We start from the raw sequence: 23,312 nt of genomic DNA, 5'->3' as shown, positions 1-23,312 counted from the left end.
CGATCAAAAATCGCCGACGGCGACGCGAATGGCGTCGAGCTCGCTGTCGGTCAGCTTGTTCTTGTGATGCCAATCGGCGTTGGATTCCGCGGCCGGCAGACCCTTGCCCTTGACGGTATGGCAGATGATGGCCGCGGGTTTCCCCGGCACGAGCGGGAGTTGCTTCAGGACGGTGCGCAGGGCGCCGACGTCGTGGCCGTTGATCTCCTGCACCGCAAAGCCGAAGCTGCGCCATTTGTCTGCGAGCGGCTCCAGCGGCAGCACGTAGTCGGTGGGTCCGTAGCTCTGGAGCTTGTTGTAGTCGATCAGCGCGATCAGATTGTCGAGCCCGTGCTTGGCCGCGCCCATGGCGGCCTCCCACACCGAGCCCTCGTTGATCTCGCCGTCGCCGAGCAGGACGAAAGTCCGGTAGGCGCGCTCGCGCATGCGCGCGGCGAGCGCAAGGCCGACGCCGATGGACAGGCCGTGTCCGAGCGCGCCGGTCGAGGCCTCGACGCCCGGCACCATTCCGTATTCGGGGTGTCCGCCCAGGATGCTGTCGGACCCGCAAAAACCGTCGAGCTCCGACAGCGGGAAGAAGCCGCGATCGGCGAGCAGCGCGTAGAGCGCCAGGCAGCCGTGCCCCTTGCTGAGGATCGCGCGGTCGCGCTCGGGATCGCGCGGGTTCTGCGGGTCGATCCGCAGCACGTCATCGTAGAGCACGCGGACCATCTCGATCAGCGACAGGGCCGGACCGACATGTCCGCGTCCCGCCGAACGGACGGATCCGAGCACCAGGCGGCGCAGGTAAAGGCTGCGCTCGTCGAGCGTGCAGGTGAGGGCGGCTTCAGCGTGGGGTGAGATCTGGATCACGTTGGCAAATCGTTTGATGGAGCCGGCGGGCTTTGTCGAGCTGACCGGCGAGGCGGACCGTCAGGTCGCCACCTTGCGCAGCCAAGGCGCGCCGGGAGCGGCTTTCCGGCAAATAGGCATTCAGGACAATCAGGCACCAAATCGCCCCAAACAGAGGATACAGTACGTCAAGGCGGATCGCAAACGCGTCATCCCTAGCCGCGAAGGCTTGTGTGAGGCGTTCGGTCAACTGATTTGCCTTGGCTTCGGGCAGATTGCTACCGGGGTGCATCGCGGTGTCGGACACCAGCTTGACCGGATCGTCCCAGCCGAAATATTCGAAATCGATGAAGCGCAGCCGGCCGTCTTCGCCGCGCAGCGCGTTGTGCAGCCCGAAATCCGACGGGCTCAATGCCCGATGCGCGGGCGCAAGATCCGCCCCGGGATCCCGGCCGAGTTCCGCATAGCGCCGGCGGAGCTGCCGAATCGCGATTGCCGTGCTGGGAACCAGGCTGCCGTCCAGGAATTCGCGCAGGTCCGGATGATCCTCCGCGGCTCGCCGCAGTCCGTTCAGCCGCTGCTCGTACTGCGCGACCGCTTCGTCGGGCGAGAAAATGGCGGCCGACGCGCTGCGCAAATCCCGCGCACCCGCGGCGTCGCGCAGCCTCTGGAGATCGATCAGGAAATCGGCCAGCTGGTCGGCATCGTCCGCCTGGGGCCGCAGGACGGCCGCTTCGCCATCGAACCACTGATACAGCGCGCACTGCGCATCCGCGTCCTTCGCAATCGGCCGCGGTGTCGACGTGATGGCATGGCGCGACAGAAACGACAGGGCGTCGTATTCCTGATTCAGCCGATCGCGCCCGTCGGACGGATAATGCTTCAGGGCGAGGGCGGGGCCCTCCGCCATCGCCAGACGAAAGACCCTGTTGTTGCCGCCGGCGCGCGCCGGCTGGACGCCCACGACGCGCGCGCCGGACAGGCGGGCGCCGATCGCCATCGCATCCTGGGCGCTGACGTCGGGCTCGCTCATTGCGCAAACACCTCGCGGCGAATATCGGCCCAGGTTGCCATGGGCTCGCAGTGGCCGGGGTGGGGAGGCTGCGAACGCGTGAACAGGATCGATCGCGTGGCCTTCGGAAAATGCGGCTGCTCGAACACCTCGACGAGATCGTCGATGAACACATCGAGCTTCAGGCTTGCGAGCCGTTCGACCTTGGCCGCAAGCGTGTCCTCGAAATAGATGTCGTCGTCGGCGAGCGCCGCATCCTCGGCGCCGATCAACCTTGCATCCCTCAGCCAGCCTCTCGCGGCGTCGCGGAGGTCGACCCGGTCCGGATCCTGATGACCGTACCGGGTCTTGTGGCTGACGATGCAGATCTTCGAGCCGGCCTGCCGGCCTGCCGCCAGGAACTCCCGCACGCCCGGATAGATCTCGGCGCCGCCAATTCCCTTGCCATAGACGAAACCCTGAAGGCCCTGCCATGCGGACTCGCCGCCGGGGAGGGACCGGAGATGGTTCCGTACGTCCGTCTTCAGCCCGGCCCATCCGTCGGGCAGCAGCCCGCGCTGACGCGCGACGGCGGCAAAGACCTTGTCGTAGCAGATGATCGTGTTGTCGAAATCGATGCCGATCCGCACGCCGCTCACTTCAGGCTGATGTTCTGCATCATCTTGATATTGAAGTACCTGGGGTCGTTGAGCGAGTCCGGCAGGCGGCCGGCCTTGAAGGCGTCCACCAGTCCGGACACGGCCTGCTCGATCGTGTGCGTCGGCGCGAATCCGAGCTCGCGGCGGATCTTCTCCGAGGAGACGTGATAGGAGCGCAGATCGTCGGTCGGCTCGACCACGACGTCGACATTGCTGCCGACCACCGACTTGACGATATCGGCGATCTTCATCAGCGAATGGTTTTCGTAGCCGATATTGTAGGTCTTGCCGTCGATCTTGGCATCGTCCTGCTGAAGCAGGAACAGATAGGCCGCGGACATGTCCTGGATGTGCAGATTGGGCCGCCGCTGGGAGCCGCCGAACACGCGAATGCGGCCGGTGTTGACCGCGAGGTTGGTCAGGATGTTGACGACGACGTCGAGCCGCTGCCGCGGTGCGTAGCCGCAGACGGTGGCGGGACGAACGGTGCAAGCTACGAAACCCGACGCAGCCTCCTCGGCGAGGTCGATCTCGCACATCGCCTTGAACTTCGAGTAGTCCGTGAGCGGCTCGCAGGACAGCTCCTCGGTCACCTCGGCCTCGTCCTTGATGCCGTAGACGCTCGACGAGGACGCGTAGATGAAGCGCTTGATGCCGGCCTTCTTGGAGGCGCGCACCATCGGACGGAAGCAGTCGTAGTTGATGGACTTGCCGAGCGTCGGATCCAGCTCGAACGAGGGGTCGTTGGAGATGCAGGCGAGGTGGATCACCGCGTTGTTGCCGCGCAGGGCCTCGTTGATTGCGGCTTCGTCGCGGATGTCGCCCTTGATCAGGCGAAGGTTCGGATTGTTGCGAACTGCATCGAAGACCGATTCGCCATACATGAACAGGTCGAGCACGGTGACCTTGTGGCCCGCTGCCAGCAACTGGGGAACCAGCACGCTGCCGACATAGCCGGCGCCACCGGTGACCATCACGTTCCATTTCTGATCAATCACTGTCGTTCTCCAGAATTCTTCCTGTGCACTATTTCAGCAGCGCGGTGACAAACTTGACCAGCGGGGCCTTTTCGACCGAGTTGCGGTGACCGACGATGCCGACCTTGATCGCGCCCGCCGCGTTGCCGATGAAGGCGACGTCCTCGATATTGCCGCCGGCGGCAACCAGCGGCGCCGTGATCGTCAGGAAGGCATCGCCGGCGCCGACGGTGTCGACGACGGTCTTGGTGAAGGCGGGCACGCGCGCGACGCCGGTCTTCGACGAGAAGGGGTAGCAGCCGAAGGAGCCGTGCGTGATGATCATGTTGTCGCAGTCGATCTTGCCGTGCAGGCTGGTCTCGATCACCGACGCGATGTCGCTGAACTTGTCGGTGGCGGCCAGCCGCGCTTCCGGCGCGTCGATGCAGATGTAGTCCGCCCGCGGATACTTCGTGATCAGATTGTAGCCGTGGTTTCCGCTGTTGCTCTGGGCGTTGATCGCCAGGAACTTGGAGTTGCCGATCAGGGCATCGATCGTGCTCGGAGCGATCATCCCGTGGCCGAAATCGGTGACGATCACCACATCCCCGGCGCGAACGCGCTCGGCGGTGATGCGGTCGATCTCCTTGCGCTCGGCCTCGTCGAGCGGCGTGTCGTCCATGGTGTAGACTTCGAAGAGCTTGTGCAGATATCCCAGCTCGACGTACCGCAATTTGCGGGTCGTCGGGCGGCCCTGAATGCGGATCGGCGTGAGCCTGACATTCGGGCGGACATGCGCACGGATGAACTCTTCCGGGTAGTCCTTGCCACCCAGCGTCGTGACGATCTCCACCGACTTGCAGAAGCTCGCCACGTGATTGGCCGCGGCAATGACGCCGCCGGCAAATTGCTCGCCATTCTTGAACAGAGTGGCGACGATGTTTTCCTTCGAAGCCTTTCCGAGCGCGGTGACGTACTGGTATTCGTCGATGATGGTGTCGCCGACCAGCACCACGTGCATGTCCTGGATCTTGTCGATCAGCTTCAGCAGGCGTTCGGCGCCACCGCTTTCGCGCACCTTCTGGAGGTAGTCGCGCAGAGGGGGATCGTAGATGTCGAAGTAGCGGTTCATCAGCGACGACGAGCTGAAGGTCACGTCGCGCGTGAAGACGATGCGGCCGCCATGGCGTTCGACGGCCTCTCGCTCGGTGGCGATCTTGCCGGTGACGTCATCGTCGGGGTTTTCGTAGTCCGAGCCCTTCACGTAGATGTCGGGGCGCACGGTATCGAGGATCGGCTCGGCGCTCGAGGTCTGGTTGATGCCGACCCAGTCGACCGTGCCGAGCGCGGCCAGCATCTCGGCGCGCATGTTCTCCGGGAAGATCGGCCGCCCCGGGCCCTTGTTGACGAAACGGTCGGCGGTGACGGTCACGATGACCACGTCGGCCTCGTTGCGCGCCGCCAGGATGTGCCGAACGTGGCCGAGATGCACCAGATCGAACACGCCGTGGCACAGCGCAACGGTGCGGCCCGCGTCCTGCGCGGCCCGCGCGATCGCGCCGAGTTCCTCGATCGTCTTGATCTTCTCGTGCGGTGCCGGATGGACAGCCGACTTGTCTGTCGAAGTATTACCCATGTGTATTATACCCAAAGCGCCGGCCGACCTCGGCCGGCCGGCGCGGAATTGATCGACTCGCGGCAACGATATCCGGCGAACCTGTTCAGTGGCTTGCCTTCTGCGGCGTGCCGGCCGCCGCGTCGTCCGCGTCACCTAGATATTTGAACCAGTCCTTGGTGGCGTCGGCAATCTTGTCCACCGTCCACAGGGGTGCGTCCTTGTACTGGTCCATCGATTTCAGCATCGTCGCGACGCCGTCCTCGAATTTCACCTTCGGCGTCCATTTCAGGACCCGCTTGATCTTGGTGATGTCGGCGTAGGTGCAGTCGGGCTCGCCGGGGCGCTTGGGAATGTGGACCTTGTCGCCGCCGAGAAGCTCGACCAGCCGGTTGACGCTGTAGGTATTGTCCGAGCCGACGTTGAATATCTCGTGGGAAACCTCGGAGCGTGCGGCGGTCACGAAGGCATCGGCGACATCGCTGACGAAGGTGAAATCGCGGGTCTGTTCTCCGTCGCCGACCACCGTGAAGGGCTTGCCGGCGAGCTTCTGCGCCATGAAGACGCCGAACACGGCGCCGTAGGTGCCCGTGGTGCGATGGCGCGGCCCGAATACGTTGAACAGGCGGAGCGCCACGGCCGGAAGCTTGTAGACCTGGCACCAGTGCATGACGCACTGCTCGCCGAGATTCTTGGTGAGGGCGTAGGGATACATCGGCCGAATCTCGGCGCTCTCCGGTGTCGGGTAGACGTCGGGAATGCCGTAGCAGGACGATGATGCCGCATACACGAAGCGGCGGACGCCCGCCTGCCGCGCCGCCTCGAGAACGTTGACCGTGCCGTCGACATTGGCGCGATGGTACGGGATCGGCGATTCGATCGAGGGGACGATGTCGGCCAGCGCCGCGAGATGGAAAACCCAGTCGATGCCGTCGAAATGCGGCCTGATCGATTCGAGCTCGGTGACGTCGGCCCGCACGACCTTCAGCCGGCTCGAACCGGCGTGCGACGACAGATTCTCGGGACGCCCGATGACGAAATTGTCGAGCGCGATGACTTCGTGGCCGTCGTCGAGGAGACGATCGACCAGGTGACTTCCAATAAAACCGGCGCCGCCAGTAACGATGCATTTCATGGGGAACATCCGTGACGCGAATGCCCAGCGAAACAGGCTCGCCAATGTTGAGTGAAACCCGAAAGCCGACTATCAGCCGCCCGCAAACTTTGCAAGTATTATACCTTTGCAATCCCTAGTAATAGCCGGTATCAGGGCGACATGTTGCAATCGAGCCGCCAGCCCATGCCTGCCGAGTCCGTCGATCCCGATCACAAGGCCTTCCTCGACGATTACGTCGGTCGCCTCCATCGCGCGACCGCGATAGACGACGGTATTTTTGCGGGGATCTCCGCCACCCGTGCGACCTGGTTGCGGACGCGCGAGCAGGGCGGTCGCGTTATCTTCATCGGCAATGGTGGCTCGGCCGGCATCGCCTCGCATCTGGCGATCGATCTGGCGAAGAACGCATCGGTGCCTGCGCTGTGCTTCAGCGATGCAAGCATGATGTCGTGCCTCGCCAACGACTACGGTTTCGAGGACTGGATCGCGCACGCCGTGCGGCTGAACGCCCGCGCCGGCGACTGTCTCGTTGCGATCAGTTCGTCGGGGCGCTCGAAGAACATTCTCAATGCGGTCGCGCAGGCGCGGACGATGAAGCTCGATGTGATTACGCTGTCGGGCATGAATGCGGAGAATCCCCTGCGTAATCTCGGCGACGTCAATTTCTGGGTGGACAGCCGCAGCTACAACATTGTCGAGACCACGCACCAGTTCTGGATGATGGCCGCGATCGACCTCGTCATCGGTCGCGCGGAATACCCGGCGTCCTGAGGCGGGTATCGGATGCAGTCGCGGTTTAAACAGACAGCTCTGTTTTCGGTGAAGCTGCTGCTGTCGATCGCGGTGCTGGTCTATATCGCGCGCGGCCTCGATCTGGGCCGGTTGCGGGCTCATCTCGTCTCCGTCGACCCGTTCCTGTTCGTTCTCGCGCTGGCGCTGATCTTCTTTCAGACCTTCGTGCTCAACGGCCGGTGGGAGCTGATCATGCGCGCGCTCGGCGTGTCGCTGGACTGGTTCGCCGGCTGGCGGATCCTCATGATCAGCCTCTGGTTCAACCAGGTGCTGCCGTCGTCGGTCGGCGGCGACGCGGTCCGGATGTGGCTGCTGCGGCAGCGCGGCGTGCAGTGGCCGGAGGCGGTCAAAGGGGTTGCGGCGGACCGTTTCACGGCGTTGATCGGGCTGGTCGTGCTGATGGTGGCCGGATTGCCGTTCCTGATGTCACGCGTGTCCGATCAGGCCGCGATCCTGGCCATCGGCGGGCTGACGCTGGCGGGCGTCGCCGGCACCGTGGTCCTGTTGACACTCGATCGTCTGCCGAAGCGCCTCATCGCGCCTCCCGCGATCGCAAGCTTCGTTCGTTTCGGGACGCTCGTCAGGTTTCTTCTCGTGCAGTCCGCGTGCCGCGGCTTGCTCCTCGGATCGGCGCTCCTCATCCATCTCGTGACGGCGGCGGCCTGCTATGCCCTGGCGCGCGGCGTCGGCGCGCAGCTCTCCGTGATCGACGCCGCCGTCCTGATTCCGCCGGTCGTCCTGTTGACGGCCGTCCCGATCTCGATCAGCGGCTGGGGCGTTCGCGAGGGGGCCATGGTCGCCTGTCTTGGCCTTGCCGGCGTTCCTTCCGAAGAGGCGCTGTCGGTTTCGCTCCTGCTGGGGGCCGTCAGCGTGATCATCGGTCTTGCAGGCGGCGTGATCTGGCTGGCAAGTCCGGAGCGTGGCTCGTATTCCGCGGACAAGGCGGCGAAGGCTGCGGGAGAATCACCGAACTACGGGCTGGCGAAGGCCGAGGAGGTATCGAGCCACCCTTGACCCGCTTGAACCATTGCCGTCCATCTGATCTTCACAGGGTGGGATTGCCCCACCCGCGCGCATCTCTCCGATTTCCGGTTCCACGATGAAAAACCTGTTCTACGTCCGTCATACCTGCCGCCTCTGTCACTCCGACAAGCAAGAGCTGGTCGTCCCGATGGCCGGCATGCCCATCGGTACGCCGAACTTCCAGGTGCCGGACGCCAGCGTCGATGATCCCGTCTTCAGGGCCGCGGTGCCGATGGCGCTGCATTTGTGCAGGGACTGCGGGCACCTCCAGATTCTCCATGTCGGGAATCCGGAGATCCAGTACCGCAACTACGTCTATACCACCTCGCTGTCGCTCGGCCTGCGGGAGCATTTCGCGGGCTATGCCGACGACGTCGTCAGCCGCTTTGGGGTCGCGCCGGGCTCGCTGGTCGTCGAACTCGGCAGCAACGACGGATCGCTGCTCGGCTTCTTCAAGGAGCGCGGCATGCGGGTGCTGGGTGTCGATCCGGCTGTCGACATCGCGCGGCGTGCGACCGAGGCGGGCATCGAGACCATCGGCGATTTCTTCACGGACACCATTGGTCGCCGCATCTTGCAGAGCCATGGCGCAGCCAGCGTCGTGATCGCCAACAACATGATCGCCAATGTCGACAATCTCGACCCGCTGGTGATCGGGGTTCGCGACGTGCTTGCGCCGGACGGGCTGTTCGTTTTCGAAACCCAATATGGTGTCGACGTCACCGAGAAGAACCTTCTCGACACCGTCTATCACGAGCATCTGTCGTATTTTAACATCAAGCCGCTGCAGCGCTTCTTTGCCCGGCTCGGGATGGAAGTGATCGACGTCCAGCACATCTGGACCAAGGGCGGCTCGATCCGGGTGACGGTTCAGCGCGCTGGCGGCACCAAGACGCCGTCGGCGGAGGTCGCGCGATTCGTTGCCGAGGAAGAACGGCTCGGCGTCGACCAGCCGTCCTATTATGCGCCCTACGTGAAGAGAATCGCTGCCATCCGCGACGAATTGGTCGCGATGGCCGATGCCGCCCACGCGCGCGGTCAGTCGGTCGCCGGCTACGGCGTCTCGGTCGGCACCACGACGTTGCTCCCGCAGTTCGGCCTGGAGGGCAAAATCGATTTCCTGGTGGACGACGACCCCAAGAAGGGGAACGTGATGGCCGGGCCGGGCTACGACATCCCGATCCTGCCGCCCGCCGCCCTTTACGAGCGTAAGCCGGCGTTCGTCGTCGTCTTCGCCTGGCGCTATGTCGACCCGATCCGGGCCAAGCACGCCCGCTATTTCGCCGAGGGCGGAAAGTTCGTCGTGCCGCTGCCGGGCATCTCCCTGGTCGAGCGGGCCGACTGACGACGCGAGGTGGCCGCGCGACGAGGCCGCGCCGGCGCGTTCCCATCGATACCGGTTTGTTGCGTCGGCCCCCTGGGCCGACGCAGCCCTTCATCGGCGCAGGGACGCCGCCGTGCCGGACGAGGCACCCCAAACGGGGAGCCGGTATATGCCGCCCGATGGGCTCCGCGCCGGGCGCCGTAACCCCGGCCGGCCGAAGACCCGGGGCAGGCCGTTGCCTTGACCTTTTGCCCCGCCCGCAGTAGATACCAGCCACCTGCAGCCGGCCCGTTGAGATGCGGATATCCGGCGCGGCTTTTAAATCCCCGAACAATCGAGCCCGGTTTCCGGCTCATCCTTCAAGCGAGGGCTGGGCCAACGGCGGCTGTTCGGATCCCTGAAATTCATTCGCGTCTGGACGTTGGACATCAAACGATGGCAGTCAGCCCGTTTAAATTCTTGCAGGAAGTGCGCTCGGAGACCGCCAAGGTCACCTGGCCGACCCGCCGCGAGACGACGATCACCACCATCATGGTGTTCGTCATGGTCGCCGTGGCGTCGATCTTCTTCTTCGCTGCCGACCAGATCATCCGTTACCTCATCACCTTCCTTTTGGGCATTCACTGATGGCAACCGCAGCCGCAACCCAATCGTCCGACAAGCGCTGGTACATCGTCCACGCCTATTCGAACTTCGAGAAGAAGGTCGCCGAATCGATCCGCGAGCAGGCCAAGCAGCGCGGGCTCGAGGAGCTGTTCGAGCTGGTGCTGGTGCCGACCGAAAAGGTCACGGAAGTGCGCCGCGGCCGCAAGATCGACGCCGAGCGCAAGTTCTTCCCGGGCTATGTGCTGGTGAAGATGAAACTGACCGACGAGGCGTTCCATCTGATCAAGAACACGCCGAAGGTCACGGGCTTCCTCGGCGCCGAGAACAAGCCGATGCCGATCTCGGAATCGGAGGCCATGCGCATCCTGCATCAGGTGCAGGAGGGCGTGGAACGGCCGAAGGCGTCGGTGTCGTTCGAGATCGGCGAGAACGTGCGCGTGGCCGACGGCCCGTTCGCCTCGTTCTCGGGAGTGGTCGAGGAAATCGACGAGGCGCGCTCGCGCGTGAAGGTCGCGGTGTCGATCTTCGGCCGCGCCACGCCGGTCGAACTGGAATTCGGTCAGGTCGAGAAGGTCTGACCGGACGACGCGTGAAGCGAGAGGCTTTGCGCGGCAATAGGCCGTGGGAGGAAGAGGGCGGTTGCCAGCCGCGCTCGATCCCAACCACGGAACCTGAAACCGCTGGCCGATCAGGCCGGCACAACAGGAGTGATACATGGCAAAGAAAGTGACCGGATACCTGAAGCTTCAGGTCCCGGCCGGTGCGGCGAATCCCTCGCCCCCGATCGGTCCCGCGCTTGGTCAGCGCGGTCTCAACATCATGGAGTTCTGCAAGGCGTTCAACGCCCAGACCCAGAAGGAAGAGAAGAACACCCCGATCCCGGTGATCATCACCATCTATGCGGACCGTTCCTTCACCTTCGAGATGAAGACGCCGCCGATGTCCTACTTCCTCAAGCAGGCCGCCAAGATCCAGTCCGGCTCGAAGGCGCCGGGCCGTGACAAGGCCGGCAAGGTGACCAAGGCGCAGGTGCGCGAGATCGCCGAGAAGAAGATGAAGGACTTGAATTGCGACAGCATCGAATCGGCCATGAAGATGGTCGAGGGCTCTGCCCGTTCGATGGGCCTGGAAGTGGCGGGGTAAGCAGTCATGGCAATCGGAAAGCGTTTGAAGAAGGCCCGCGAAGGCGTTGATCGCGAAAAGCTTTACCCGCTCGCGGAGGCCATCAAGATGGTCAAGGAGCGCGCCAAGTCGAAGTTCGACGAGACGATCGAGATCGCGATCAATCTCGGCGTCGATCCCCGTCACGCCGACCAGATGGTCCGCGGCGTGGTCACCCTGCCGAACGGCACCGGCCGGACGCTCCGCGTCGGTGTGTTCGCCCGCGGCGCCAAGGCCGATGAAGCCAAGGCCGCCGGTGCCGACGTCGTCGGCGCCGAGGACCTGGTCGAGAAGGTGCAGAACGGCTCGATCGATTTCGACCGCTGCATCGCCACCCCCGACATGATGCCGCTGGTCGGCCGTCTCGGTAAGGTGCTCGGCCCGCGCGGCCTGATGCCGAACCCGAAGATCGGCACGGTGACCATGGACGTCACCAGCGCCGTCAAGGGCGCCAAGGGCGGCTCGGTCGAGTTCCGCGTCGAAAAGGCCGGCATCCTGCAGGCCGGCGTCGGCAAGGCCTCGTTCTCCGAGGACAAGCTGGTCGAAAACATCAAGGCGCTCGCGGACGCGGTCTCCAAGGCGAAGCCGGCCGGCTCCAAGGGCACCTACATCCAGCGCGTCGCGGTGTCCTCGACCATGGGTCCCGGCGTGAAGGTCGAGCCGGGCACCATCCTCGGCTAAGGTTTGAAAATTGCATGAGGTGAGGGGCGGAATTGGGCAACCGATTCCGCCCCTCATCATTTGTGGCGCGGCGTTCACCGGAAACAAGAACAATGACTGACAAGGTCCTGATCTACTCGCGGTTTCCGAAGACGATGATGGCGCGTTTCGCCGAGCGGTTTGAACTGCTGGACACCGGCGGCAAGCCTGCACAGGAGGTGCTTTCAGCCGAGGATCTCGGCGGCATCCGCGCGCTGCTCACAGCCGGCGGCACGCCGCTCGGTGCGGAGGCGATGGACCTGTTTCCGAAGCTCGGCGCGATCGTCTGCTACGGCACCGGCTATGACGGTATCGAGCTGAAGGCGGCCGCAGCGCGCGGCATCGCGGTCGGCCACAGCCCCGGGGCCAACGCGGCCTCGGTCGCCGACATCGCGATGACCCTGATGCTCGCGACGACGCGGCGGATCCTGGCTGCCGATCACTATGTTCGCAGCGGCGACTGGGCGGCCTCAAAGCCGTCGCCGATGATGCGGCCGCAGGCCGGGATGCCCGGCCGCCGCATCGGCGTCTACGGAATGGGCGAGATCGGTCGCAAGATCGCGGCGCGTTGCGCCGCCTTCGAGAGCGAGGTCGGCTATTTCAGCCGCAGCAAATACGATTTGCCCTATCAATATTTCCCGACACTGGAGGCGCTCGCCGACTGGTGCAGCGTGCTGATGATCGCGGTCCGCGCCGGCGATGAGACCCAGCACCTGGTCAACGCCGATATCCTCAAGCGCCTGGGGGAGGGCGGCTATGTCGTCAATATCTCCCGCGGCTCGGTGATCGACGAGCAGGCGCTCGTTGCGGCGCTCTCCGACAAGACCATCGCCGGCGCCGGCCTCGACGTCTACGAGCGGGAACCGCACGTGCCCGACGCGCTGACGGCGCTGCCCAATGTGGTCCTCGCTCCTCACATCGGCGGCCACACCCTCGAATCCCACGTCGCCATGCAGAACTGCGTGCTGGCGAACCTGACCGCATTTTTCGCCGGCCAGCCGCTGCCCCATGCCGTCAAAGCGGCCTGAATCGGCCCTTTTGGGCCGTATCGGGCCTCCCGGGCACCGATTGGAACTGGTGTGAATTTTGCTCTTGGCAAGCACGCGGAGAGCGGTTAAAGAACCGCTTCCGGACGTGCTGGCCGTGGCTGGCGCGTTCGTGCACGCATTCCGAAAACCCGACGCGATAGGAGATCATTCCTTTTCAGGACGTCCGCAAGGATTTGCCGGAAAAGGGAGGAAAACCATCGGTTGGTGGGGTGCGGGCAGAGGTCAGGCGGTTCGCCGGCTGATCTCGTCCTGTCCAAGACTGCAGGCGCCCGCGGGGAATTTCGATTTCTCAACGGCTTAATCGCATGGCCTGCATAGACGGGTGAAGACCGGATTTCGCTTCGCATCCAGCCGTATGGTCGGTCGCGGAATGGGTTTGGTTCGGACCTCGACACCCCGCAGGCCCCAAAAGGCTTCGGGAGGGCAGGCTTTAATCGTTGTCTCGCCCCGGCGTGTCCAAAGGGTTTTGACCCAGAGGTTCAGGTTTGGGTGGGACGATGGGTGCAACCCGGCGGTCCCGCTTTTCGCGGCGACTGCCAACCGGAAAGAGCTTGCTGTGGAACGAGCGGCAAAAAAAGAGGCGGTCGAACAGCTCAATGAGGTCTTCAAGACCACGAGCGTCGCGGTCGTTGCTCAATATTCCGGCCTCACCGTTGCCCAGATGCAGAAGCTGCGCCAGCAGATGAAGCAGGCGGGTGCCTCGGTGAAGGTCTCGAAGAACCGTCTCGCCAAAATTGCTCTTGAAGGCACTGACGTCGTTGCCATCGGTCCCATGCTGAAGGGGCCGACCGTGATCGCGACTTCGAACGATCCGGTAGCGGCGCCAAAGGTCGCCATCGATTTCGCCAAGGCGAACGAAAAGTTCGTCATCATCGGCGGCTCGATGGGAAAGACCGTCCTGAATGTCGACGGCGTGAAGGCGCTTGCCTCGCTGCCGTCGCTTGACGAACTGCGTGCCAAGATCGTCGGCCTCATCGTGGCCCCGGCGACCAAGCTGGCCCAGCTCGCCAACGCGCCCGCGGGCAAGCTCGCGCGCGTCATCCAGGCTCATGCCTCAAAGGGCGAAGCGGCCTGACGCCCTTCGCAAAACTCAAACCCGAACCAGACTTACACGTAAGGAAACTGAACAATGGCTGACTTGCAGAAGATCGTTGACGACCTCTCGAGCCTCACCGTGCTCGAAGCTGCCGAACTCGCGAAGCTCCTCGAAGAGAAGTGGGGCGTTTCGGCTGCCGCGGCTGTCGCCGTGGCCGGCCCGGCTGCTGGTGGCGCTGCCGCCGCTCCGGCCGAAGAGAAGACCGAGTTCACGGTCGTCCTGGCCGCCGCCGGCGACAAGAAGATCGAGGTCATCAAGGAAGTCCGCGCCATCACCGGCCTGGGCCTGAAGGAAGCAAAGGACCTCGTCGAGGGCGCGCCGAAGCCTGTCAAGGAAGGCGTGAACAAGGACGAGGCCGACAAGATCAAGGTCCAGCTCGAGAAGGCTGGCGCGAAGGTCGAGCTCAAGTAAGCCAAGCTTGCTTGCGCGAGATCCCGGGGCAGCGACAGCGGGACCCGGGATCCCGAGCCGTAGCGACGGTGGCCGAAAGGCCTGGAGCGGCGGGTTGGATGCAAAAGGCGTGCGACGGAACGTCCCGACGCAGGCCGAACACGAAAAAGTGTGGGGATTTGAGGGTTTACCCCTCGAATCTCCACTATTGTCGCCCCATATCGGGTCGGCAGCACGAAAGCGCGGTGGCGGGGAAGCCGGATTTCCCTGTAAGCCGTTGGGAGAGCAGGCTATTTCGGGCTTTTGCAGTCCGTGAAGACGATCGTTGTGACGGGCGGGCGCGCCACTGCGCCCCGCGCGTCGTTTTGCGTTTTGAAGGTCTGAAGAACAGATTCAGGACATTCCCGCCTGAAACTGGGTCTCCGGCCCCCAAAAACGGGTTCGAAAAATTCAACCCGGGGAGCGGCGGCAGCTGCGTCCCGGACGGCGCGCCCAGAGCGGGCGACGAAATGAGAGGCCACGATGGCGCAGCAGACATTCACCGGTCGCAAACGCGTTCGCAAGTTCTTCGGACACATCAAGGAAGTCGCCGAGATGCCGAACCTCATCGAGGTTCAGAAGGCGTCCTATGACCAGTTCCTGATGGTCGACGAACCCCAGGGCGGGCGAGCGGATGAGGGCTTGCAGGCGGTGTTCCGCTCGGTGTTCCCGATCTCGGATTTCTCGGGCACCTCGATGCTGGAATTCGTCCGCTACGAGTTCGAACCGCCGAAATACGACGTCGACGAGTGCCGCCAGCGCGGCATGACCTTCGCTGCGCCCCTGAAGGTGACGCTGCGCCTCATCGTGTTCGATATCGACGAGGAAACCGGCGCGAAGTCGGTGAAGGACATCAAGGAGCAGGACGTCTACATGGGCGACATCCCGCTCATGACGATGAACGGCACCTTCATCGTCAACGGCACCGAGCGCGTCATCGTCTCGCAGATGCACCGTTCGCCCGGCGTGTTCTTCGACCACGACAAGGGCAAGACCCACTCCTCGGGCAAGCTGCTGTTCGCCGCCCGCGTGATCCCGTATCGCGGTTCATGGCTCGACATCGAGTTCGACGCCAAGGACATCGTCTATGCGCGTATCGACCGTCGCCGCAAGCTGCCGGTGACGTCGCTGATGTTCGCCCTCGGCCTGGACGGCGAGGCGATCCTCAGCACGTTCTACAAGAAGATCCTCTACAAGCGGACCAAGGAAGGCTGGCGCGTTCCGTTCGACGCCAACCGTTTCCGCGGTTACTCGACCATCAACGACCTGATCGACGCCGACACCGGCAAGGTCGTGCTCGAGGCCGGCAAGAAGCTCACGGTGCGCGGTGCGCGTCAGATGCAGGAGAAGGGCCTGAAGGCGCTGCGGCTGTCGGATGAGGAGCTCGTCGGCAACTACCTCGCCGAGGACCTCGTCAACCCCAAGACCGGCGAGATCCACGCGGAAGCCGGTGAAGAGATCACCGACAAGTCCATGAAGGCCCTCAACGAGCAGGGCTACAAGGAGCTGCCGCTGCTCGACATCGACCACGTCAATGTCGGCGCCTATATCCGCAACACGCTCTCGGCCGACAAGAACATGACGCGCGAGGACGCGCTGTTCGACATCTACCGCGTGATGCGTCCGGGCGAGCCGCCGACGCTGGATTCGGCGCAGGCGATGTTCCAGTCGCTGTTCTTCGACGCCGAGCGCTACGACCTCTCCGCGGTCGGCCGCGTCAAGATGAACATGCGCCTCGACCTCGATGCGCCCGACACCCAGCGCACGCTGCGCAAGGAAGACATCCTCTCCGTCATCAAGACGCTGGTCGACCTGCGCGACGGCAAGGGCGAGATCGACGACATCGACCATCTCGGCAACCGCCGTGTGCGTTCGGTCGGCGAGCTCATGGAGAACCAGTACCGCATCGGCCTGCTCCGCATGGAGCGCGCGATCAAGGAGCGCATGTCCTCGGTCGACATCGACACGGTCATGCCGCAGGACCTGATCAACGCCAAGCCGGCGGCTGCCGCCGTGCGCGAGTTCTTCGGCTCCTCGCAGCTCTCGCAGTTCATGGACCAGACCAACCCGCTGTCGGAGATCACCCACAAGCGCCGTCTCTCGGCGCTTGGACCGGGCGGTCTGACCCGCGAGCGTGCCGGCTTCGAGGTGCGCGACGTGCATCCGACGCATTACGGCCGCATCTGCCCGATCGAGACGCCGGAAGGTCCGAACATCGGCCTGATCAACTCGCTCGCCACCTTCGCGCGCGTCAACAAGTACGGCTTCGTCGAGACGCCTTATCGCAAGGTCAAGGACGGCCGCGTCACCGACGAGGTCGTGTACCTCTCGGCGATGGAAGAGGGCCGCTACACGGTCGCGCAGGCCAACGTGCCGCTCGACCCGAAGGGCCGCTTCACCGAAGACCTCGTGGTCTGCCGTCACGCCGGCGAAGTGCTGCCGGTGACGCCGGACAAGGTCGACTACATGGACGTGTCGCCGAAGCAGCTCGTTTCGGTGGCCGCGGCGCTGATTCCGTTCCTCGAGAACGACGACGCCAACCGCGCGCTGATGGGCTCGAACATGCAGCGCCAGGCGGTGCCGCTGGTTCGCGCCGAGGCGCCGTTCGTCGGCACCGGCATGGAAGGCGTCGTGGCCCGTGACTCGGGCGCCGCGATCGCGGCGCGCCGTTCGGGCGTGATCGACCAGATCGACGCCACCCGCGTCGTCATCCGTGCCACCGAGGATCTCGATCCGACCAAGTCGGGCGTCGATATCTACCGGCTGATGAAGTACCAGCGCTCCAACCAGTCGACCTGCATCAACCAGCGTCCGCTGGTGAAGGTCGGCGACATCGTCAAGAAGGGCGACATCATCGCCGACGGTCCGTCGACCGATCTCGGCGAGCTCGCGCTCGGCCGTAACGTGCTGGTCGCGTTCATGCCGTGGAACGGCTACAACTTCGAAGACTCGATCCTGCTCTCCGAGCGGATCGTGAAGGAAGACGTCTTCACCTCGATCCACATCGAGGAGTTCGAGGTGATGGCCCGCGACACCAAGCTGGGCCCTGAGGAAATCACCCGCGACATTCCGAACGTCTCGGAAGAAGCGCTGAAGAACCTCGACGAAGCCGGCATCGTCTACATCGGCGCGGAAGTGCGCGCCGGCGACATCCTGGTCGGCAAGATCACGCCGAAGGGTGAAAGCCCGATGACGCCGGAAGAGAAGCTTCTGCGCGCCATCTTCGGCGAGAAGGCCTCCGACGTCCGCGACACCTCGCTGCGCGTGCCTCCGGGCGTGCAGGGCACCATCGTCGAAGTGCGCGTGTTCAACCGGCACGGCGTCGACAAGGACGAGCGTGCGCTGGCGATCGAGCGGGAAGAGATCGAGCGTCTGGCCAAGGACCGCGACGACGAGCAGGCGATCCTGGACCGCAACGTCTACAACCGTCTTGCCGAGCTGCTCGAGGGGCGGCAGGGCATCGCGGGTCCGAAGGGCTTCAAGAAGGACACCAAGATCACCCGTGCGGTGCTCGAGGAGTATCCGAAGTCGCAGTGGTGGCTGTTCGCTTCGCCCAACGACAAGCTGATGGCCGAGATCGAGGCCATGCGGAAGCAGTACGACGAGTCGAAGAAGGGGCTCGAGCAGCGCTTCCTCGACAAGGTCGAGAAGCTTCAGCGCGGTGACGAATTGCCGCCCGGCGTGATGAAGATGGTCAAGGTCTTCGTCGCGGTGAAGCGCAAGATCCAGCCCGGCGACAAGATGGCCGGCCGCCACGGCAACAAGGGCGTGGTGTCGAAGATCGTGCCGATCGAGGACATGCCGTTCCTGGAGGACGGTACCCATGCCGACATCGTGCTCAATCCGCTGGGCGTGCCGTCGCGCATGAACGTCGGACAGATCCTCGAGACGCATCTCGGCTGGGCTTGCGCCGGCCTCGGCAAGCGTATCGGCCAGACGGTCGATGCGTATCTGTCGAAGCAGGACATCAGGCCGCTGAAGGAGACCTTGAAGAAGGTCTACGGCGAGGACGAGACGATCAAATCGCTCAACGACGGCGAACTGATCGAGCTCGGCCGCAATTTGAGCCACGGCGTGCCGATCGCGACGCCGGTGTTCGACGGTGCCAAGGAAGCCGACATCGAGGAGATGCTGAAGCTTGCCGGTCTCGACGCTTCGGGTCAGTCGACCGTCTATGACGGCCGCACCGGCGATCCGTTCGATCGCAAGGTGACGGTGGGCTACATCTACATGCTCAAGCTGCACCATCTGGTCGACGACAAGATCCACGCGCGTTCGATCGGTCCGTACTCGCTCGTCACCCAGCAGCCGCTGGGCGGCAAGGCGCAGTTCGGTGGCCAGCGCTTCGGCGAAATGGAGGTGTGGGCGCTCGAAGCTTACGGCGCGGCCTACACGCTCCAGGAGATGCTGACCGTGAAGTCGGACGACGTCGCCGGCCGTACCAAGGTGTACGAGGCGATCGTCCGCGGCGACGACACGTTCGAGGCCGGTATTCCGGAATCGTTCAACGTGCTGGTCAAGGAAATGCGCTCGCTCGGCCTCAACGTCGACCTGCACAATTCCAAGGTGGGACCGGCGCCGACGTCGGAAGCGGCCGAGTAATACGACCCTCATGCCCGGCCTGAACGGCCGGGCATCGGCGCCCCGTCCCCCGAGCCTCGAGGGCAGGGCGCCCCGCAAAGTGATTTTCGAATTTGCTGCCGGAGGCGACCGGCACGCGAGGAGAAGACGATGAACCAAGAGATTATGAATCTTTTTAACCCGACGACTCCGGCTCAGGTCTTCGACCAGATCCGGATCTCGATCGCGTCCCCCGAGAAGATTCTGTCCTGGTCCTACGGCGAGATCAAGAAGCCGGAGACCATCAACTACCGCACCTTCAAGCCCGAGCGCGACGGCCTGTTCTGCGCGCGCATCTTCGGGCCCATCAAGGATTACGAGTGCTTGTGCGGCAAGTACAAGCGCATGAAGTACAAGGGCATCATCTGCGAGAAGTGCTCGGTCGAGGTCACGCTGTCGCGCGTCCGGCGCGAGCGCATGGGCCATATCGAGCTCGCGGCTCCGGTCGCCCACATCTGGTTCCTGAAGTCGCTGCCCTCGCGCATCGGCCTCCTGCTCGACATGACGCTGAAGGATCTCGAGCGGATCCTCTACTTCGAATATTACGTCGTGCTGGAGCCGGGCCTCACCGCGCTGAAGGACCGCCAGCTGCTGTCGGAAGACGAGTATCTGAAGGCGCAGGACGAGTACGGCCAGGATTCCTTCACCGCCATGATCGGCGCGGAAGCGATCCGCGAGCTGCTCAAGGGCATGGACCTCGAGAAGCTCGAGGTGTCCCTGCGCGCGGAGATGCACGAGACCGACTCCGACATCAAGCACAAGAAGCTCGCCAAGCGGCTGAAGATCGTCGAGGCGTTCCGCCACTCCGGCAACAAGCCGGAATGGATGATCCTGACCGTGGTCCCGGTGATCCCGCCGGACCTGCGTCCGCTGGTGCCGCTGGACGGCGGCCGCTTCGCGACCTCGGACCTCAACGACCTCTACCGCCGCGTCATCAACCGCAACAACCGCTTGAAGCGGCTGATGGAGCTGCGGGCGCCCGACATCATCATCCGCAACGAGAAGCGCATGCTTCAGGAGGCGGTCGACGCGCTGTTCGACAACGGCCGCCGCGGCCGCGTCATCACGGGTGCCAACAAGCGCCCGCTGAAGTCGCTCGCCGACATGCTCAAGGGCAAGCAGGGCCGCTTCCGTCAGAACCTGCTCGGCAAGCGCGTCGACTATTCGGGCCGTTCGGTGATCGTGGTCGGTCCCGAGCTGCGCCTGCATCAGTGCGGCCTGCCGAAGAAGATGGCGCTGGAGCTGTTCAAGCCGTTCATCTATTCGCGGCTTGACGCCAAGGGCCTGTCCACGACCGTGAAGCAGGCGAAGAAGCTGGTCGAGAAGGAGCGGCCCGAGGTCTGGGACATCCTGGACGAGGTGATCCGCGAGCATCCGGTGCTGCTCAACCGCGCACCGACCCTGCATCGTCTCGGCATCCAGGCGTTCGAGCCCGTGCTGATCGAGGGCAAGGCGATCCAGCTCCATCCGCTGGTCTGCGCCGCGTTCAACGCCGACTTCGACGGCGACCAGATGGCCGTGCACGTTCCGCTGTCGCTCGAAGCGCAGCTGGAAGCGCGCGTCCTGATGATGTCGACCAACAACATCCTGCACCCGGCGAACGGCCAGCCGATCATCGTGCCGTCGCAGGACATCGTGCTCGGTCTCTACTACGTCTCGATCATGCGCGAAGGCCTGCCCGGCGAGGGCAAGATCTTCGGCGAGATGGCGGAGCTCGAGCATGCCCTGCATGCGAAGGTCATCCACCTCCACACCAAGATCAAGTATCGGTGGGAAGGCATGGATGAGACCGGCAAGGTCTCCAAGCGCTGGATCGAGACCACCGCGGGTCGCGTCATGCTCGGCAATCTGCTGCCGAAGAACCCGAGGATTTCGTACGAGATCATCAACAAGCTGATGACCAAGCGCGAGATCTCGGGCGTCATCGACCAGGTCTACCGCCACTGCGGCCAGAAGGAGACGGTGATCTTCTGCGACCGCATCATGGCGCTCGGCTTCTACAACGCGTTCAAGGCCGGCATCTCGTTCGGCAAGGACGACATGGTCGTGCCGCACTCCAAGTGGAAGATCGTCGATACCACCCGTACGCTGGCGAAGGATTTCGAGCAGCAGTACAACGACGGTCTGATCACCCATGGCGAGAAGTACAACAAGGTCGTCGACGCCTGGTCGAAGGCGACCGAGGAAATCGCCAAGGCGATGATGAAGGAGATCTCCTCCACCAAGAAGACGGCGAGCGGAGCCGACGCCGACATCAACTCGATCTACATGATGGCGCACTCCGGTGCGCGTGGTTCGCCGGCGCAGATGCGCCAGCTCGCCGGCATGCGCGGCCTGATGGCCAAGCCGTCGGGCGAGATCATCGAGACGCCGATCATCTCGAACTTCAAGGAAGGCCTCTCGGTGCTCGAGTACTTCAACTCGACCCACGGCGCCCGCAAGGGCCTCGCGGACACCGCGTTGAAGACCGCGAACTCCGGCTACCTGACGCGGCGTCTGGTCGACGTGGCGCAGGACTGCATCATCACGCAGGACGATTGCGGCACCAAGCTCGGCATCAAGATGCGCGCCATCGTCGATGCCGGCACCGTGGTCGCTTCGCTCGGCTCGCGCATCCTCGGACGCACGGCCTGCGAAGACGTGCGTGACAGCTCGGGCAAGGTGATCATCAAGCGCGGTACGCTGATGGAAGAGAGCCATCTGGATGCCATCCACCAGGGCGGCGTCCAGGAGGTGAAGATCCGCTCGGCGCTGACCTGCGAGCTCGTCAACGGCATCTGTGGCAAGTGCTACGGCCGCGATCTCGCTCGCGGCACGCCCGTCAACCACGGTGAAGCGGTCGGCGTCATCGCGGCGCAGTCGATCGGCGAGCCGGGCACCCAGCTCACCATGCGCACCTTCCACATCGGCGGTGCGGCGCAGCTCAACGAGCAGTCGTTCGTCGAATCCAACTTCGACGGCAAGATCGTGATCCGGAACAAGGCCATCGCCCGCAACAGCGAAGGCCATCTGGTCGCGATGGTGCGCAACATGGTGGTGGCGATCGTCGATGCCGACGGCACCGAGCGTGCGACGCACCGTATCCAGTACGGTTCGCGCCTGCATGTCGACGAGGGCGACACCGTCAAGCGCGGCCAGCGCATCGCCGAGTGGGATCCCTACACCCGTCCGCTCCTCACCGAGGTCGAAGGCACCATCGGCTTCGAGGATCTGGTCGAGGGGCAGTCGATCTCGGAAACGCTGGACGAGGCCACCGGTATCGCCAAGCGCGTGGTCATCGACTGGCGCTCGCAGCGCGGCGGCGCGGACCTGCGTCCGGCCATCGTGATCAAGGGCAAGGACGGCAAGGTCCTCAAGCTCGCCCGTGGCGGCGATGCCCGCTACATGCTGTCGGTCGACGGCATTCTGTCGGTCGACGTCGGAGCCAAGGTCCAGGCGGGCGACATCCTCGCCCGTGTCTCGACCGAAAGCGCCAAGACGCGTGACATCACCGGCGGTCTGCCGCGGGTGGCGGAACTGTTCGAGGCACGGCGTCCGAAGGATGCGGCGATCATCGCCGAAATCGCGGGCACCATCCGGTTCGGGCGCGACTACAAGAACAAGCGTCGCATCTCGATCGAGCCGATGGACAAGACCGACGAGCCGCGCGAGTACCTGATCCCGAAGGGCAAGCACATCCACCTTCAGGACGGCGACGTCGTCGAAAAGGGCGACTTCATCGTGGAAGGCAACCCGGCGCCGCACGACATCCTGGCGGTCAAGGGCATCGAGGAGCTCGCGGCCTATCTGGTCAACGAGATCCAGGAGGTCTACCGGCTCCAGGGCGTGCTCATCAACGACAAGCACATCGAGGTGATTGTCCGTCAGATGCTCCAGAAGGTGGAAGTCACCGACCAGGGCGACACGGACATGATCTCGGGCGAGCAGGTCGACAAGATCGAGTTCGACCAGCTCAACGAGAAGGCCAAGGAAGAGGGCAAGAAGATCGCCACGGGAACGCCGGTTCTGCTCGGCATCACCAAGGCGAGCCTCCAGACCCGCTCGTTCTTCTCGGCGGCCTCGTTCCAGGAGACCACGCGCGTCCTCACGGAAGCGGCGGTCAACGGCAAGGTCGACCCGCTCGAGGGCCTCAAGGAGAACGTCATTGTCGGCCGGCTGATCCCGGCGGGCACCGGCGCCTCCATGGCCAAGATCCGCGAAGTCGCCATGAAGCGCGACAAGCTGATCCTCGACGAGCGCGAGAAGCAGGCGGCCGTGGTGCCGCCCGCGCCGGAAGTCGAGCCGATGGCGCTGCCGCCCGCGGAATGATGGCTCATCCGTAGGAATACCGAGGACACTGAAAAG

At 64.1% G+C, this 23,312-nt stretch carries 18 protein-coding genes; 12 read left to right on the top strand and 6 right to left on the bottom strand.

The annotated features are described in order from the left end of the window. Positions 1–3: 3 nt before the first annotated feature. The 6 genes from ACXJMY_RS04915 to ACXJMY_RS04890 all read right to left on the bottom strand — a co-directional run bounded on the left by ACXJMY_RS04915 (position 4) and on the right by ACXJMY_RS04890 (position 6,187). Positions 4–852, bottom strand: a complete 849-nt coding sequence (locus ACXJMY_RS04915) for a transketolase (protein WP_456618183.1) — start codon at positions 850–852, stop codon at positions 4–6. After that, complete coding sequence (locus ACXJMY_RS04910) at positions 827–1,864, bottom strand: phosphotransferase family protein (protein WP_456618182.1); 1,038 nt, start codon at positions 1,862–1,864, stop codon at positions 827–829. The genes ACXJMY_RS04915 and ACXJMY_RS04910 overlap by 26 nt, the downstream gene beginning before the upstream one ends. After that, positions 1,861–2,472 (bottom strand): hypothetical protein, encoded by a 612-nt coding sequence (locus tag ACXJMY_RS04905; protein ID WP_456618181.1) that lies wholly within the window; start codon positions 2,470–2,472, stop codon positions 1,861–1,863. Before ACXJMY_RS04905 ends, ACXJMY_RS04910 begins: the two co-directional genes overlap by 4 nt. Before the next feature lie 5 nt (positions 2,473–2,477). After that, entirely contained in the window at positions 2,478–3,479 is a 1,002-nt protein-coding gene (locus tag ACXJMY_RS04900; RefSeq protein WP_456618180.1) for an NAD-dependent epimerase/dehydratase family protein, read from the bottom strand. Between the two features lie 28 nt (positions 3,480–3,507). Continuing rightward, positions 3,508–5,073, bottom strand: coding sequence for a PfkB family carbohydrate kinase (locus ACXJMY_RS04895; RefSeq protein ID WP_456618179.1), 1,566 nt, complete (start codon positions 5,071–5,073; stop codon positions 3,508–3,510). Positions 5,074–5,158: 85 nt separating this feature from the next. Further along, positions 5,159–6,187 (bottom strand): SDR family oxidoreductase, encoded by a 1,029-nt coding sequence (locus ACXJMY_RS04890; RefSeq protein WP_456618178.1) that lies wholly within the window; start codon positions 6,185–6,187, stop codon positions 5,159–5,161. Positions 6,188–6,352: 165 nt separating this feature from the next. On the opposite strand from ACXJMY_RS04890, the gene ACXJMY_RS04885 reads away from it, so the two are divergent. The 12 genes from ACXJMY_RS04885 to rpoC all read left to right on the top strand — a co-directional run bounded on the left by ACXJMY_RS04885 (position 6,353) and on the right by rpoC (position 23,276). Next, the gene (locus tag ACXJMY_RS04885) at positions 6,353–6,940 is read left to right on the top strand and encodes an SIS domain-containing protein (protein WP_404557241.1); all 588 of its coding nucleotides are present in this window, start codon (positions 6,353–6,355) and stop codon (positions 6,938–6,940) included. Positions 6,941–6,952: 12 nt separating this feature from the next. Further along, positions 6,953–7,975: a lysylphosphatidylglycerol synthase transmembrane domain-containing protein gene (locus ACXJMY_RS04880; protein WP_456618177.1), complete on the top strand. Its 1,023-nt coding sequence runs from the start codon at positions 6,953–6,955 to the stop codon at positions 7,973–7,975. A gap of 85 nt (positions 7,976–8,060) precedes the next feature. Further along, complete coding sequence (locus ACXJMY_RS04875; RefSeq protein WP_456618176.1) at positions 8,061–9,329, top strand: methyltransferase domain-containing protein; 1,269 nt, start codon at positions 8,061–8,063, stop codon at positions 9,327–9,329. A gap of 414 nt (positions 9,330–9,743) precedes the next feature. Then, positions 9,744–9,935 carry a preprotein translocase subunit SecE gene (gene secE, locus ACXJMY_RS04870; protein ID WP_007611620.1) on the top strand — a complete coding sequence of 64 codons (192 nt, stop codon included), beginning with the start codon at positions 9,744–9,746 and terminating at the stop codon, positions 9,933–9,935. Next, positions 9,935–10,492, top strand: coding sequence for a transcription termination/antitermination protein NusG (gene nusG / locus ACXJMY_RS04865; protein WP_015685389.1), 558 nt, complete (start codon positions 9,935–9,937; stop codon positions 10,490–10,492). Before secE ends, nusG begins: the two co-directional genes overlap by 1 nt. A gap of 136 nt (positions 10,493–10,628) precedes the next feature. After that, positions 10,629–11,057 (top strand): 50S ribosomal protein L11, encoded by a 429-nt coding sequence (gene rplK, locus ACXJMY_RS04860; protein ID WP_128933125.1) that lies wholly within the window; start codon positions 10,629–10,631, stop codon positions 11,055–11,057. Positions 11,058–11,063: 6 nt separating this feature from the next. Beyond that, entirely contained in the window at positions 11,064–11,756 is a 693-nt protein-coding gene (gene rplA / locus ACXJMY_RS04855; RefSeq protein ID WP_456618175.1) for a 50S ribosomal protein L1, read from the top strand. Positions 11,757–11,848: 92 nt separating this feature from the next. Then, a complete protein-coding gene (locus ACXJMY_RS04850; RefSeq protein ID WP_456618174.1) occupies positions 11,849–12,802 on the top strand; it encodes a 2-hydroxyacid dehydrogenase in 954 nt (317 codons plus the stop codon). Positions 12,803–13,379: 577 nt separating this feature from the next. Beyond that, the gene (gene rplJ / locus ACXJMY_RS04845; protein WP_456618173.1) at positions 13,380–13,898 is read left to right on the top strand and encodes a 50S ribosomal protein L10; all 519 of its coding nucleotides are present in this window, start codon (positions 13,380–13,382) and stop codon (positions 13,896–13,898) included. A gap of 54 nt (positions 13,899–13,952) precedes the next feature. Continuing rightward, positions 13,953–14,330 carry a 50S ribosomal protein L7/L12 gene (gene rplL / locus ACXJMY_RS04840; protein ID WP_200499672.1) on the top strand — a complete coding sequence of 126 codons (378 nt, stop codon included), beginning with the start codon at positions 13,953–13,955 and terminating at the stop codon, positions 14,328–14,330. A 501-nt stretch (positions 14,331–14,831) separates the two neighbouring features. Continuing rightward, complete coding sequence (gene rpoB / locus ACXJMY_RS04835; RefSeq protein WP_456618172.1) at positions 14,832–18,950, top strand: DNA-directed RNA polymerase subunit beta; 4,119 nt, start codon at positions 14,832–14,834, stop codon at positions 18,948–18,950. 129 nt (positions 18,951–19,079) lie between these two features. Next, positions 19,080–23,276: a DNA-directed RNA polymerase subunit beta' gene (gene rpoC / locus ACXJMY_RS04830; RefSeq protein ID WP_456618171.1), complete on the top strand. Its 4,197-nt coding sequence runs from the start codon at positions 19,080–19,082 to the stop codon at positions 23,274–23,276. Positions 23,277–23,312: the final 36 nt, after the last annotated feature.

Source organism: Bradyrhizobium sp. P5_C12 (assembly GCF_054049735.1).
This window is presented reverse-complemented; position numbering and strand designations above follow the sequence as displayed.

Excerpts from the sequence above, each read along its gene's own strand:
- ACXJMY_RS04910 (WP_456618182.1), bottom strand. The coding sequence starts at position 1,864 with ATGAGCGAGCCCGACGTCAGCGCCCAGGATGCGATGGCGATCGGCGCC.
- ACXJMY_RS04895 (WP_456618179.1), bottom strand. The coding sequence starts at position 5,073 with ATGGGTAATACTTCGACAGACAAGTCGGCTGTCCATCCGGCACCGCAC.
- ACXJMY_RS04890 (WP_456618178.1), bottom strand. The coding sequence starts at position 6,187 with ATGAAATGCATCGTTACTGGCGGCGCCGGTTTTATTGGAAGTCACCTG.
- ACXJMY_RS04885 (WP_404557241.1), top strand. The coding sequence starts at position 6,353 with ATGCCTGCCGAGTCCGTCGATCCCGATCACAAGGCCTTCCTCGACGAT.
- ACXJMY_RS04880 (WP_456618177.1), top strand. The coding sequence starts at position 6,953 with ATGCAGTCGCGGTTTAAACAGACAGCTCTGTTTTCGGTGAAGCTGCTG.
- ACXJMY_RS04875 (WP_456618176.1), top strand. The coding sequence starts at position 8,061 with ATGAAAAACCTGTTCTACGTCCGTCATACCTGCCGCCTCTGTCACTCC.
- secE (WP_007611620.1), top strand. The coding sequence starts at position 9,744 with ATGGCAGTCAGCCCGTTTAAATTCTTGCAGGAAGTGCGCTCGGAGACC.
- nusG (WP_015685389.1), top strand. The coding sequence starts at position 9,935 with ATGGCAACCGCAGCCGCAACCCAATCGTCCGACAAGCGCTGGTACATC.
- rplK (WP_128933125.1), top strand. The coding sequence starts at position 10,629 with ATGGCAAAGAAAGTGACCGGATACCTGAAGCTTCAGGTCCCGGCCGGT.
- rplA (WP_456618175.1), top strand. The coding sequence starts at position 11,064 with ATGGCAATCGGAAAGCGTTTGAAGAAGGCCCGCGAAGGCGTTGATCGC.
- ACXJMY_RS04850 (WP_456618174.1), top strand. The coding sequence starts at position 11,849 with ATGACTGACAAGGTCCTGATCTACTCGCGGTTTCCGAAGACGATGATG.
- rplL (WP_200499672.1), top strand. The coding sequence starts at position 13,953 with ATGGCTGACTTGCAGAAGATCGTTGACGACCTCTCGAGCCTCACCGTG.
- rpoB (WP_456618172.1), top strand. The coding sequence starts at position 14,832 with ATGGCGCAGCAGACATTCACCGGTCGCAAACGCGTTCGCAAGTTCTTC.
- rpoC (WP_456618171.1), top strand. The coding sequence starts at position 19,080 with ATGAACCAAGAGATTATGAATCTTTTTAACCCGACGACTCCGGCTCAG.